Genomic DNA, 12,252 nt, shown 5'->3' with positions numbered 1-12,252 from the left:
GTCGTCACTCTGGGCCCCGCCACTTGTGCCGCCCAGGCACCCCGCAGCACCCACAGTCAGTCCACTCGCGATCCCACCGAGGACGCGTCGTCTGGTTCGGCCCATGGTTTTAGGCTAGCCTAAACCAATAAGTGTGCTCCGATTTTGGCTGGCCTAAAACAGAGTGGAGAGACTCAGGCCTCGCCGCGGATCGCCGCCGCCAGTTCGTCCCGTGAGAACAGGTCGCCGGAGAACTCGTCGGGGAAGTACAGCGTCGCGAAGCGTTCGAGGTTGAACAGGTGCTGGAGCGGTCCCTGGTAGATGGGACCACCGCGAAACACGCGCCCCTCCTGGACGGCGGTCAACTCGGACGCGACCGAGTGCTCCTGCATGAACGCGACGACCGTGTCGCGGAACTCCTGCTCAGTCTTGCTCTCGTGGCCGCGCAGGAGGATCGAGTCGGGGTCGACCTCCAGCATCGTCTCGTAGTCGATCTGACCGCGGTCGTTCGTCGACAGCCCCGAGATGCCCGTCCCCGAGAGGGCGTCCGTGATGCCCAGATCGCGGAACTGCTTCTTGTTCGTCCCGCGGTCGGAGAGGCGGTACGGGTAGAACTGCTCGGGTTCGTCGCCGGCGCCGAAGCACAACAGCGCGTTCGGGCGGGCGTCCGCACTCGGCAGCCGGGCGCTCACGTCGGCGACCGCGTCGTCGTGGACGGCCTTCACCGCCTCGTAGCGGTCGGCGCGGTCGAACACCTGCGCGACCGTCTCGAACGCCTCGTACAGCGTGTAGTAGCGGTACTCGTGCCACGGGTCCGTCCGCCGGAAGATCGTGTTTCCGACGAACGGGCCCACGTCCTCGGTGACGGTTGTGAGGTCCGACTCCTCCAGCTTGAAGTAGCCGTTGTTGAGGAGCCACTGCGGGTCGATCAGGTGGACGTCGCTGTCGAGTTCGTAGAACAACTCGCGGTCGATTGCGTACGAGTCGCCGAGCAACTGGGTCGGCTCCGTGTTTGCGGCGACGCCGTCCAACTCGTCGACGTGGTCGGTGTAGTAGCGCGCCGTGTTGCCGACCGCGAGCAGGTCTTCGCCCTTCCCGAGCGCGATACCCATGTCGGCGTAGCCCGACTCGTACACGGTGAACGTCTCCGGTACGTCGTCGAACGTCACGTCGCCGACCGGCGCCATCGTCACGCTGTAGCTCGTGTCCGGCGGTGCGGTCGTCGTCGCGTCCGCCTCGGTCGTCGTCGCGGCTGACTCGGTCGAGGACTCCGCCTCGTCGCCCGCGGAGCCGGCACAGCCCGCCAGCCCCGCCGAGATCGCCGCACTCGTCAGCCCGAGGAACCGTCGTCGGTTCGCGTCCATATAGTTTCGGCTTACCTAAACCGCCCTAAGCGCTTCGATTTTTAGGCAAACCGAAAATTAAGTGGCAGGCGTCGACGGCGCGGCTGCGTGGCTCAGTTCGACCCTGCGACGATGTCGGCAACGCGCTCGCGGTCGAACAGCCGCTCGTCCTCCGGGATCGCCGGGTACGCGGCACCATGCTCGTACCCGGGCCACGCGCCGAACTGCTCGGGGTACAGTTGCTTGGCGGTCATCTCCAACTGGAACAGGTTCATGAGCGGGCCCTGAACCGGTGTGCCCGAGGGGTAGAAGCGGTCGTTCTGGATCGCCGTGAGGTCGCTCCCCACAGGGTCGTCGGCGATCGTCTCGCGGATCGCGGCCACGTCGTAGTAGGAGGCGATGCCGTACTGGTGGAGGATCACGTCCGGGTCCAGTTCCAGCAGCGTCTCGTAGTCGTACGTGGTGCCGAACCCGGCGTCGGTGTCGGCGAACGCGTCCGTCGCGCCCAGCGGGCGGACGTGGGCGTTCGCGAAGCCCGGTGCGTTGATCGCCGACGGGTAGAACGTCCCGTCGAAGTAGATGAGCGCGGCGACCGAGGGGCGCTCGGACTCGGGCGGCAGCCCAGCCTCGATCGTCGCCAGGAGGTCGTCGTGTACCGCCGCGAGCGCCTCGTAGCGGTCGGACTCGCCGAACAGCGGGGCGACGCGCTCGGCGATCTCCCACAGGCCGTAGTACTCGTAGGCGTCGCGCCACGACTCGGGCGGCTGGCTGTGCGTGCGGCTGTACACGTTGCCGAACCACGGACCGACGTTGTCGGTGATCTCCTCCACGTCCGCGCGCTCCCAGCCGTCGAACGAGGTGAGCAGCGCCGGGTCCATCAGGTGGAGGTCGGAGTCGAGTTCGTAGAACACCTCCTTCTCGACGCGGATCTCCCCGGAGCCGCTGTTGAGCTGTGTGAGATCGTCGTAGTCGAAGTCGACGCCGTCGAGTCTGGCGTAGTAGGCGTCGAGCGTGTTGCCGCCGGCGGCGGCGTCGAACCCGAGCGAGTTCACCGCGTCGCCGTGGCCGTACGCGACGGCGAGGTCCGCGTAGGTGAGGCTGTACACCGACACACTCGACGGCGGCGCGTCGAACGACACCCCCCCGACGGGCGCCATGCTTGACGCGTACTCCTGGGGTGGAGCCGTCGTCTCCACCGGGGTCGCGGTGCTCGTGCCAGTCTCCGTCTCCGTCGTCGTCTCTGCGCCGTCGCTGGACGACCCTGCACACCCAGCAAGTCCCCCGGCCAGCGCCGCGGCGGCCGTCCCGACGAACTGCCTTCGTTCCATTCCCATGGTTTTCGGCTTGCCTAAACCGTACTAAGCCTGTCGGAGTTTAGGCGAACCGAAATTCGCGGTGGCGCACGGTGGACCACCCCGAACTCTTACCCCCTCGCCGACGGATGCCGGGGTATGGACGAGCTCGTCGTCTCGACGGACGTGTACGTCGCCCCCGAGGAGGCGTACGAGTTCCTCTTGGACTTCCCGCGGTACGAGCGGTACACCGAGTACCTCGACCGCGTCGCGCGCACCCACGGCGACGGTGGCCCGGGGTCGCGGTACGCACTGCGGTTCGCGTGGTGGAAGCTCAAGTACACGGCCCGCTCGGAGGTGACCGAGGTGACGCCGCCGACGCGCATCGAGTGGCGCGTGCTCAAGGACATCCACGCGCACGGCGCCTGGGTGATCGAGCCGTTCGACGACCTCCCGTCGGACGCCCCCGACGACGCGACCGAGGGCTGTCGGGTGACGCTACAGATCAACTTCGACGCCGACACGGCGGACTCCTCGGCGGTGTCGCTGCCGCCGCTCGTCTCGTTCGGCTGGGTGCTCGACAAGGTGAAAGGTCTCGTCACCGAGGAGGCCGAACGGGTCGTCCGCCGCGCCGTCGCGGACCTGGAGGGGCGCGAACGCGAGGTCCGCCTCGACGTGCGCGAGGACAGCGACGCGCTGTAGTCGGTCGCCGACCCCGCGCTCGACGCCGCCGGTCACGACGAGGACGGCGACACCCACCACCACGAGCAGGCGTCGGGAACCGTCGCTGATGTTCGTTCGCACACTCGTTGTTTAGTTGATGTGTGGCGTGCGTCGATAGCGGTTCGTACCGGTCGGTCGCAGGTGCGCGAGTCGCTCGTCGGCGGTGGGGACGGGCGACCCCACCAGACTCCGGAACGCTCATTCCCTTCGGTCGAACACGTGTGGACATGATTGGGGTGGCTTCGGCGTGCGAGTACTGATCATCGGCGCCGGACAGGTCGGGGAGAGTATCGCCGCGGACCTCGACAACAGCCACGAAGTGGTGATCGTCGAGCGCGACGCCGAGCGGTGTGACGAGTTGACCTACTCGCTGGACGTGCTCACGGTGAACGGCGACGGCACCGCCGTCTCCACGCTGGAGGAGGCCGGCGTCGAGGAGGCGGACATGGTCGTCGCCTCGACGGACAACGACGAGACGAACATCGTCGCCTGCTCGACGGCGAAGGCCGTCAGCGACTCGTTCACCGTCGCCCGCATCAAGAACACCGAGTACCTGCGGACGTGGGAGCGGTCGCAGTCGGCGTTCGGCATCGACTTCATGGTGTGTACGAACCTGCTGACCGCCGAGTCCATCGTCCGTGTCATCGGCCTGCCCGCCGCACGCGACGTGGACCCGTTCGCCGACGGGAAGGTGCAGATGGCGGAGTTCGAGGTGAGCGAGAACAGCCCCATCGCGGGCCAGACGGTCAGCGAGGCCGACCGCTTCGACTCGCTGACGTTCGCGGCGCTGTTGCGCGACGAGGAGGTCGTGATCCCTCGCGGCGAGACGGTGATCGAGGTGGGCGACAAGGCGGTCGTCATCGGCTCGCCCAGCAGCGTCCGCGGATTCGCCGCCGACGTGGCCCCCGAGGAGCACGTCGGCACGAACGAGGAGGTCGTCATCGTCGGCGGCTCAGAGATCGGCTACCACACCGCTCGCCTGCTCGGCGAGCGCGGCTTCACCCCGCGGCTCATCGAGCGCGACGAGGACCGCGCCCGGGTGCTCGCCGAGGAGTTGCCCGAGACGTTCGTCATGCAGTCTGACGCGACGGACGTGGGCTTCCTCGAGCGCGAGCGCATCGGCGACGCCGACGTGCTCGTCGCCGCCCTCGACTCCGACGAGAAGAACCTCCTGTCGTGTCTGCTCGCCACGCGCCTCGGCGTCGAACGCACCGTCGCGGTCGTCGACCAGACCGCGTACGTCGACCTGTTCGAGACGGTCGGCATCGACGTGGGCGTCAGCCCGCGCGCGGTCGTCGCCGAGGAGATATCTCGGTTCACCCGGGAGGGCGGCGCCGAGAACATCGCGCTCATCGAGGACGACCGCGCGGAGGTGCTGGAGATCGAAGTGACCGAGGAGTCGCTGCTCGCGAACCGCCCGATCATGGAGTCGATCCAGGACTTCCCCGACTGCCTCGTCATCGGCGCGATCACCCGCGACGGCGAACTGGTCACTCCCCGCGGCGACACCGTGATCCGCCCCGGCGACCACGTCGTCGTCTTCTTCGAGACGTGCGTCGTCGACGAGGTCACGCAGAAACTGTAACTGCCTCCGCTGGGCGGAACACTTTTGGAGTGACTGCGGGAACTACCGGTCGTGTCAGCTGACGGGGCGGACGACTGCGACGGAGCCGACGGAGCGGACGGAGACGACGAACACCAGCAGTCGTGGGGCGACAAGATTCGGCGAGAGCAGCCCTGGCTGGACCCGGTGCTCGACTTCCTGAGTTTCTTCCTCCACTGACGTGGTCGCCCGCGCGAGAGGCGGCCCTACTCCACCGTGAGCGTCCGCTCGGGCATCCCGCCCATGAGGGCGCCGAACGCCGTCTCGTACCCCTCGTGGCGGGCGATCTGGGGCCACACCGTCGGCGCGAGCGTCAGTTCGTCACCCGACTCCAGCGTGCCATCCGCCAGCGCGGCGCCGTAGTGGTACGACAGGTCCGGGTCGAGGGTGCGGGTGAGTTCGCCGGAGAACAGACGTTCCCCGTCGCGGACCTGCCGCGCCTCCAGCCCCATCGCGGGGATCAGCATCCGGTTGAACGGCGTGCGCGCCGACACCGCGAGGTAGGGGCCGGGTGTGTCGACCCCCTCCGGCGACTCCTCAAGCACCGTCGCGACCAGTACCGCGTCGTTGCTGTTCACCTCGCCGAGCACGGTGCCGGGGAGGTCCTCGGTCGCCGGCGCGGTCGCGTCGGGCATCATCGACATCTCCATCGGGCTGACGGCGCCCGCGTCGCCCGCGTTGTCGAGTGTCCGGTACGAGATTTCGTCACGGGCGGCCGCACTGAACTCCATCTCGACCGGGATGTCGGCAGGGTCTGCGAAGCGGTCGCGGAAGGCGCCAGTCCGCCGGGTTCGGACGCCGCCGACGGAGACGGTCACCGTGTACGTGCCGTCGCCGTCGAGCGCGAAGTTCCCGCCGTAGTGGACCCCCATCGGCTGGGAGATCATCGGGTAGATCACCTCCTGAGAGACGAGCGAGCCGTCCTTCTCGACCTCGACCGACAGCCCCGTCTCGGGGAGTACCTGTCCCGTCTCGGGGTCCCAGACGCTCGCCATGAGGTGCACGTCGTCCTCGGGAGTCGTGTCCGTTCGCTCGACGGACTCGCCGTTGACGTTCCAGAAGCGGTGCGCGTACGAGTAGAACACGCCGACCTTGTAGTCGCCGGCCATCCCCATCCCGGCCATGTTCATCCCCTCGATGTGGGTCGGGTAGTACACGCCGTCGAGACGGTTCTCCGCGACGGGCGGTTCGCCGGCGAAGCCATCGCTCGAAGAGAGTTGGAACCCGAGACAGCCCGCGAAGCCGCCGGTGCCGGCCACCGCACCCGTGGCGCCTGCCGTTCGGAGGAACGTGCGTCTGTCCATATCTGTGGCAGGGGATCGACACGGTAGGGGTTTCTGGTACACCCGTCGAACGGGTGGTACGCGCGTCGAACGGCGGGCCGAGACGGATGGGCTTACTACCGTCCGCGTTGGAACGGGACCGATGGATATGCGCATCGCCGCGGTCGCCGCCGCGGTGACGCTCGTCGTCGTCGGTGGGGGGTTCGCCGCGACCACCGTGCTCGGCGGGAGCGGTGACCTCGCCGTGCGGTGGACGAGCGACACGGCCACCAGTATCGGTGCCAACCACCACGCCGCCGCCGCGGGTCGCGTCGACGGCGCGGGATACGTGTTCGCGCCGGTGAGCGGGGCCGGCGGGAGCGACGAGTGCCGGCTGGCCGCGCTCGACGGCGCCACCGGCGACACCCGCTGGCGCGACCCGGTCCCCGCGGAGGTGTGCACCCTCCACTCGGTGGCCGACCCAGCCATGGGCGACTTCGACGGCGACGGCAGCCCGGAGCTGTTGGCCGGGTCGACGACCGAGGAGGTAGTCGTGTACGACCCCGCGACGGGGACGGTCGAGAACCAGTTCCCACTGGACACCTACGCGTACACCCGACCGGTCGTCGCCGACCTCGGCGGTGACGGACAGCGGGAGGCACTCGTCGTCGACGCGGGCGCGACGGTGTTCGCGTTCCGCGCCGACGGCGACGGCCCCGCGTGGCGGCACGCACTCGACGGCAACGCCTACGCACCGCCGGGGGTGGGTGACTTCACCGGCGACGGCACCGACGAGTTCGCCGTCGGACTCGGCACGGACCGAGTCGTACTGTTCGACGCGGGCGGGGACATCGTCTGGGAGCGCGACGCGTTCGGGGAGTCCGTGTCGTGGACGGGGACCGCGAACGTCGCCGGCGACGGCGCCGCGGAGTTCGTGGTCGCGACGACCGCTGGCACGGTCGCCGCACTCGACGGTCGGACCGGCGAGACGGTGTGGAAGCGGTCGGTCGACGAGTACGCGACGGTCCGGGCGGTCGCCGACGGCGACGGTGACGGCCACCCCGAGGTGTACGTGACCGCACGCGACCAGCAGGTTCGGGCGCTCGACGGGGCGACCGGCGACACCGAGTGGAGCGTCGAGGTGGCGGCGGGCGACGCGCAGATGATGCCACCCGCGTCCGTCGGTGACCTCGATGGCGACGGCGACCGCGAGGTGGTCGCGGTCACCAACGCCGGCCGGGTGCACGTCCTCGACGCGGCGTCGGGGCGCGTGGTCGCCACCTACGAGCGCGACGTGTCGGTGTTCACGCATCCGACGCTCGCCGACACCGACGGCGACGGCGACGACGAAGTGTTCGTGGTGTACGGCGACGGAGTCGTCGTCTCGCTCGACGACGAGGACGACGAGGATGGCGTTCGATGATCGGTCGAAACCGTGTTACCGTCGCAGCGACGAGGTGGGACCAATGACGTCCATCCGTGCCGTGGCCGTCGCGGCGTTGGCGGCGTGTGCCGCGCTGCCGTCAACGGCGTTGGCGCACGTTGGCCACCAGACGCCGACGCCGAGCGGTCCGCTGGCCGGCGTGTCGCCCGTCGGACAGGGAGTGGGGCTCGCGGGACTGCTCGTGCTCACGGGGGTGCTGCTGCTGGGCCAAGAGGAGGTGCTGACAGAGCGCGCGCGCAGCGTCGGCGTGGGCGTCGGCGCCGCGCTGCTGGTCGCGGGTGTCGCCCTCGGCCTGTTCCTCCCGTAGCGCCGTCGACCCCCGTTCTCACCCTTGCTGGCCCGACGCCGTCGGGAGCGCCCGCAGCGACCGCGGCGGGACGAGGAAGTAGCCGCGGTGACGGACGAAGATGTACTCGAGGATGCCGTTGTTGACGCGCTGGCGCACCGCGGGCGTCGCCTCCGTCGCGTCTACGCCGTTCATCGCACGCCTGACGGCCTCGAACTGGTCGATGGACCGCTGGAGCGACGGGAAGTGGAGGCTGGCGATGTCGTCGTCGGCCGACTCGAAGTGGCGACGCAACAGCAGGGGGTCGCCGTTCTCGTCGCGGTTCGCGCGGGCGGCCTTCTGCGCGTGGCCCACGCGACCGTACTCCGCCGCGTCGGCGACCACCGAGTCGGCGAATCGGTCGATCAGCGAGTCGTCGCCGAGGTTCGTCCCGACGCCTTCGACCAGTCCCTCCTCCGCGTGGCCCGGCGAGAACATCTCCATCACCTGCTGGTCGAAGTCCTGCTCGCCGTACCAGTCGGCGAGGCGCTGGCGCCAGTTCCCCACCGACTTCGTCGTTCCCTCGGCGAACGGCCCCTCGCCGATGGCGACGTAGTCCTCCGTCGCCTGGTTCTGCCGGAACCCCGCGGCGAACCCCATGAACAGCGGGGACTCCTCGGGGATCGGATTCGGCTCGGGCACCCCCTCCAGTCCGTCGCCCTTCTCGTGGGGGATGCCGGCGCCCATGAAGCCGGTGCGCCGCGCGTCGAGGTCGAGCGCGTCGGTGAGCGCCGACGGAACCGAGACGTCGTTCACCTCGTCCGCCTCGCCGAGTAGCGCCTGCTCGGCGGCGAGCACGGCGTCGGGACGGTCCGACGCGAGGTGAACGAGCACGTCTTGCGTGTCGAAGTCGGGCGTCTCGTAGTCGGCCAGCGGCGTCGGCTGGGGGAGCGACACGTCGTCGGGCACCGCCAGCGGGTCGGCGAACCGCTCGAAGTACGTCGGCGAGTACGCCGCCGAGTGGAGGAGCCCCTCGTGGCTCCACGCGTACGCCTCGTCGAGCGCGTCGAGCGCCCCGCGCACTGTCTCGCGCTCCGCCTCCGTCGGGGGCGCGTCGCCCGGGAGCGTGAGATACAGGAGCGTCTGGTGGGTCGGGAGTTGCCAGTTGCCGGCGTCGTCGGTGCGCACGAACTCGTTCCACGCGTACTGCCGTTCGGGGTGGGCGGCGGGGCCGTCGCCCGCCGGGATGGGGTCGGCGCCGTCCAGACGGTCGACGCAGGCGGCCAGGCCTGCGGCGCCGCCGACGGCGACCGCCGCCTTCAGCGCCTCGCGTCTTGTGAGGCCGTCGGTGTCGAGGGCGTCCGCGTCGGTCATACTCGACATAGCCGACTGCGGGGCAAGGGGGTTGTGGTGCGCCCGTCGAACGCGAGGCGCAGAGGGAAGTTGTTCTCGGTGCGGGGCCGGCGTCGACTACTCCAACAGCGCGTCGACGAGGCGGGTGAATCGGTCGAGCAGTCGGTCGGGCACCGACGGCTCGATGCGTGCGAGCGAGCGCGCGGTCGCCTCGGGGTCGACGAGTGCGAGGGTGACGCGACCGCCGCTGTCACGCCGCTTCTCGACGACGCCCGTCGCGACGAGTCCGTCGAGGTGGTGTTCGAGCGTGCTCCTGGCGACGCCGACGGCGTCGGCGACCGCCGCGGGCGAGGCGGGGCCGTCGAGCAACTCGACGACGGCGTCACGGGCGGTCTCTCGGCGGAACAGCGCGATTCGGCGGCGTTCGAGCGGGTCCAGCCCGGGGTCGAAGTAGTGCGTCCGACCGGACACCCGCTCGCCGACGACGCGGTCGTCGCGGGCGAGTCGGCGGAGGTGGTACTGCGCCTGGCCGGGCGCGAGGTCGAGTCGGCGGACGAGTTCGTTGAAGTGGAGGCCGGGATGGGCGTCGACGTAGTCGGCGAGGCGGTCGCGCGTGGGGCGTGCGGGGTCGCTCACGAGGACGCCTCCGTTCGGACGGACCGGGCGTAGTAGACCGCCGCGACGACGAGACCGGCCATCACCACGTCGAGGAGGTGCTCACCGAAGTGGTGCGTCTCGGCGCCCACGAGTCCGAACGCCGTCGCCCCCGCGAGTCCCGCCCGCGCGGCGAGCGTGCCGAGCGCGAGCGCGACGAGCAGGTACGAGCGCGAGCGCCGACGGAGGAACGCCGCGATGCCGAGTCCCAGCAGGGCGGCACCGGCGAGTCCACCGAGCGCGACCACGAGCGCGTACGCGACGCCGTGGGCGCCCGGTGCGATGTGGAGCACCGAGTTCATACGCAGTGTCGAAGGTGGAGCGACTTGACGGTTCCGCGCGCGTTCGGCGCGGAACGACACGTTCAACACGGACGCGGCCGCGCACTTCGAGAGTGAACCTCCGTGTCGAGTACCGGGCGAGCCTGAGTCTCGTCGGCACCGTCGTGCGGTACCTCTCGGTGCCGCTGTCGGCGCCGCTGCTCGTCGCGCTGTACTACGGCGAGTCCGTCGCCCCCTTCGTCGTCACCATCGCCCTCGCGCTGGGTGTCGGCACCGCTCTCGAACGCCTCGACCCCGAACCCGACATGGGCGCTCGCGAGGGGTTCCTGATGGTCGCGCTCACGTGGCTGGCCGTCGGATTCGTCGGCGCGGTGCCGTACCTCGTCGAGGCGCACGGCGTGCCCGGGCTCGTCGCCGCGCCGCACCCGCAGTCGACGCTCGCGAACCCGGTGAACGCGCTGTTCGAGGCCATGTCCGGCTTCACGACGACCGGCGCGACTGTCCTCGGCGACATCTCCTTCCAGACGCACGGACGAGGGATCATGCTGTGGCGCCAACTCACCCAGTGGCTCGGCGGCATGGGTATCGTCGTCCTCGCGGTCGCCATCCTCCCCGAACTCTCCGTCGGGGGTGCGCAGTTGATGGACGCCGAGGCGCCGGGCCCCGGCATCGAGAAGCTCACCCCGCGCATCGCCGAGACCGCCCGCGTGCTGTGGGGCGTGTACGCCGGCATCACCGCACTGGAGATTGTCTTGCTGTACGGGATGCACGTGGTCGGCCCGGTCGTCGGGCTGCCCGAACTCGCGCCCAACATGACGCTGTACAACGCGGTCGCACACGGCCTGACGACGATGCCGACGGGCGGGTTCTCGCCGGAAGCGCGCTCCATCGAGGCGTTCTCGGCCGCCGTTCAGTGGGTGATCGTCCCCTTCATGATCGCCGCCGGTGTCAACTTCGCGCTGTTCTGGGGCGTGCTGACGGGCAGTCCCGAACGGATGGTCCGCGACGTGGAGTTCCGCGCGTACTTCGGCGTCCTCGGCGTGTTGACCGCCGTCCTCACGGGGCTCCTGTTCGGTGGTGCCTTCGTCACGGCCGTCCCTGAAGGTGGGTCGACGTTCGACGCCGCCTACCTCGCGATGGTGTCCGGCGACATCACGGGGTCGCTGGAGCCGGCGCTTCGCCACGCGGTGTTCCAGTCGGTCGCGCTCGTGACGACGACCGGGTACGCGAGCATCGACTTCAACACGTGGGCGCCCGCCGCCCAGTACGTCCTCCTGTTCGCGATGTTCCTCGGCGGCTCCGCCGGGTCGACGGGTGGGGGGATCAAGATCATCCGCTGGGTGGTGATCGTGAAGTCGCTGCGCCGTGAGCTGTTCACGACCGCCCACCCCGACGCGGTCCGCCCGGTGCGACTCAACGGGCGGGCGCTCGACGAGCGCGGCGTCCGCGGCATCTTCGCGTTCACGCTGCTGTACATCGTCTTGTTCTTCCTGTCGGCGCTCCTGCTGTTCCTCGACAGCCTCCGGGGAGAGACGGTGTTCACCGTCCTCGAAGTAATGAGCGCCGCCGCGACGACGCTCGGGAACGTCGGGCCGGCGTTCGGCATCGCGGGGCCGATGGGGAGCTACCTGCCATTCTCGAACGCCAGCCGGCTGTACATGATCTTCCTGATGTGGATCGGCCGGCTTGAGATCATCCCAGTGCTGGTCTGCTTCACGCCGGAGTACTGGCGGCGCTGAAGCGAGGTCGGTCGGTCCCACGTCCGGTGCGTTCGTCCTACCGCCGCGAGGGTTGACGACCGCGATATCCGACGTAGCCGATGCCGAGGAGGATGGCGAAGAACATTGCACCGACGGTGAGCACGATGCCCCTCGCGTCGAACGACAGCGCAAACTGGAGGACACCGAGTACGTACGGAATCACGAGCAGCGCGATGACGATCCGTTGGCGCGACTCAATCGCGTCGAGTCGCTGGCGGAGGGCCTCGTCCATACGTTCGGCGCGAACGACGAGATGAAAAACGTGACGCAGGCCGGACACCAACCGTGTCGCT

Annotated in this window: 13 protein-coding genes; 6 read left to right on the top strand and 7 right to left on the bottom strand. The window is 69.4% G+C overall.

The genetic code is table 11. The annotated features are described in order from the left end of the window. Window positions 1-173 precede the first annotated feature (173 nt). Together P0R32_RS10455 and P0R32_RS10450 are read right to left on the bottom strand one after the other, a co-directional pair. On the bottom strand, window positions 174-1,343 hold the full coding sequence (locus P0R32_RS10455) for an ABC transporter substrate-binding protein (RefSeq protein ID WP_276236910.1): 1,170 nt from the start codon (window positions 1,341-1,343) through the stop codon (window positions 174-176). A 92-nt stretch (window positions 1,344-1,435) separates the two neighbouring features. After that, window positions 1,436-2,656 (bottom strand): ABC transporter substrate-binding protein, encoded by a 1,221-nt coding sequence (locus tag P0R32_RS10450; protein ID WP_276236909.1) that lies wholly within the window; start codon window positions 2,654-2,656, stop codon window positions 1,436-1,438. Between the two features lie 117 nt (window positions 2,657-2,773). Between P0R32_RS10450 and P0R32_RS10445 the strand changes: the two genes are divergently transcribed. From P0R32_RS10445 to P0R32_RS10435, 3 genes are all read left to right on the top strand, one after another. Beyond that, window positions 2,774-3,316 carry an SRPBCC family protein gene (locus P0R32_RS10445; protein ID WP_276236908.1) on the top strand — a complete coding sequence of 181 codons (543 nt, stop codon included), beginning with the start codon at window positions 2,774-2,776 and terminating at the stop codon, window positions 3,314-3,316. A 268-nt stretch (window positions 3,317-3,584) separates the two neighbouring features. Further along, window positions 3,585-4,922 (top strand): Trk system potassium transporter TrkA, encoded by a 1,338-nt coding sequence (trkA, locus tag P0R32_RS10440; RefSeq protein WP_276236907.1) that lies wholly within the window; start codon window positions 3,585-3,587, stop codon window positions 4,920-4,922. Between the two features lie 51 nt (window positions 4,923-4,973). Next, window positions 4,974-5,120 carry a hypothetical protein gene (locus tag P0R32_RS10435; RefSeq protein ID WP_276236906.1) on the top strand — a complete coding sequence of 49 codons (147 nt, stop codon included), beginning with the start codon at window positions 4,974-4,976 and terminating at the stop codon, window positions 5,118-5,120. Window positions 5,121-5,146: 26 nt separating this feature from the next. Here the strand turns inward: P0R32_RS10435 and P0R32_RS10430 are convergent, their stop codons facing one another. Continuing rightward, on the bottom strand, window positions 5,147-6,244 hold the full coding sequence (locus P0R32_RS10430; protein WP_276236905.1) for a twin-arginine translocation signal domain-containing protein: 1,098 nt from the start codon (window positions 6,242-6,244) through the stop codon (window positions 5,147-5,149). A 121-nt stretch (window positions 6,245-6,365) separates the two neighbouring features. Here P0R32_RS10430 and P0R32_RS10425 point away from each other — a divergent pair, with 121 nt between their 5' ends. Both P0R32_RS10425 and P0R32_RS10420 read left to right on the top strand, forming a co-directional pair. Next, entirely contained in the window at window positions 6,366-7,625 is a 1,260-nt protein-coding gene (locus P0R32_RS10425; RefSeq protein WP_276236904.1) for an FG-GAP-like repeat-containing protein, read from the top strand. Between the two features lie 43 nt (window positions 7,626-7,668). Continuing rightward, window positions 7,669-7,953 carry a hypothetical protein gene (locus tag P0R32_RS10420; RefSeq protein ID WP_276236903.1) on the top strand — a complete coding sequence of 95 codons (285 nt, stop codon included), beginning with the start codon at window positions 7,669-7,671 and terminating at the stop codon, window positions 7,951-7,953. An 18-nt stretch (window positions 7,954-7,971) separates the two neighbouring features. Here the strand turns inward: P0R32_RS10420 and P0R32_RS10415 are convergent, their stop codons facing one another. The 3 genes from P0R32_RS10415 to P0R32_RS10405 all read right to left on the bottom strand — a co-directional run bounded on the left by P0R32_RS10415 (window position 7,972) and on the right by P0R32_RS10405 (window position 10,220). Further along, the gene (locus P0R32_RS10415; protein ID WP_276236902.1) at window positions 7,972-9,285 is read right to left on the bottom strand and encodes a DUF7405 family protein; all 1,314 of its coding nucleotides are present in this window, start codon (window positions 9,283-9,285) and stop codon (window positions 7,972-7,974) included. Between the two features lie 96 nt (window positions 9,286-9,381). Further along, window positions 9,382-9,900, bottom strand: a complete 519-nt coding sequence (locus tag P0R32_RS10410) for a winged helix-turn-helix transcriptional regulator (RefSeq protein ID WP_276236901.1) — start codon at window positions 9,898-9,900, stop codon at window positions 9,382-9,384. Next, a complete protein-coding gene (locus P0R32_RS10405; protein WP_276236900.1) occupies window positions 9,897-10,220 on the bottom strand; it encodes a DUF7471 family protein in 324 nt (107 codons plus the stop codon). Before P0R32_RS10405 ends, P0R32_RS10410 begins: the two co-directional genes overlap by 4 nt. 92 nt (window positions 10,221-10,312) lie before the next feature. Between P0R32_RS10405 and P0R32_RS10400 the strand changes: the two genes are divergently transcribed. Next, window positions 10,313-11,938 (top strand): TrkH family potassium uptake protein, encoded by a 1,626-nt coding sequence (locus P0R32_RS10400; protein ID WP_276236899.1) that lies wholly within the window; start codon window positions 10,313-10,315, stop codon window positions 11,936-11,938. Between the two features lie 37 nt (window positions 11,939-11,975). Here P0R32_RS10400 and P0R32_RS10395 read toward each other — a convergent pair whose 3' ends face one another. Beyond that, window positions 11,976-12,191 (bottom strand): hypothetical protein, encoded by a 216-nt coding sequence (locus P0R32_RS10395; RefSeq protein ID WP_276236898.1) that lies wholly within the window; start codon window positions 12,189-12,191, stop codon window positions 11,976-11,978. Between the last annotated feature and the right edge of the window lie 61 nt (window positions 12,192-12,252).

The organism is Halobaculum marinum (assembly GCF_029338555.1).
Lineage (GTDB): Archaea > Halobacteriota > Halobacteria > Halobacteriales > Haloferacaceae > Halobaculum > Halobaculum marinum.
Note: the sequence above shows the minus strand (reverse complement) of the source record. Positions and strands in the feature narration are given on the sequence as shown.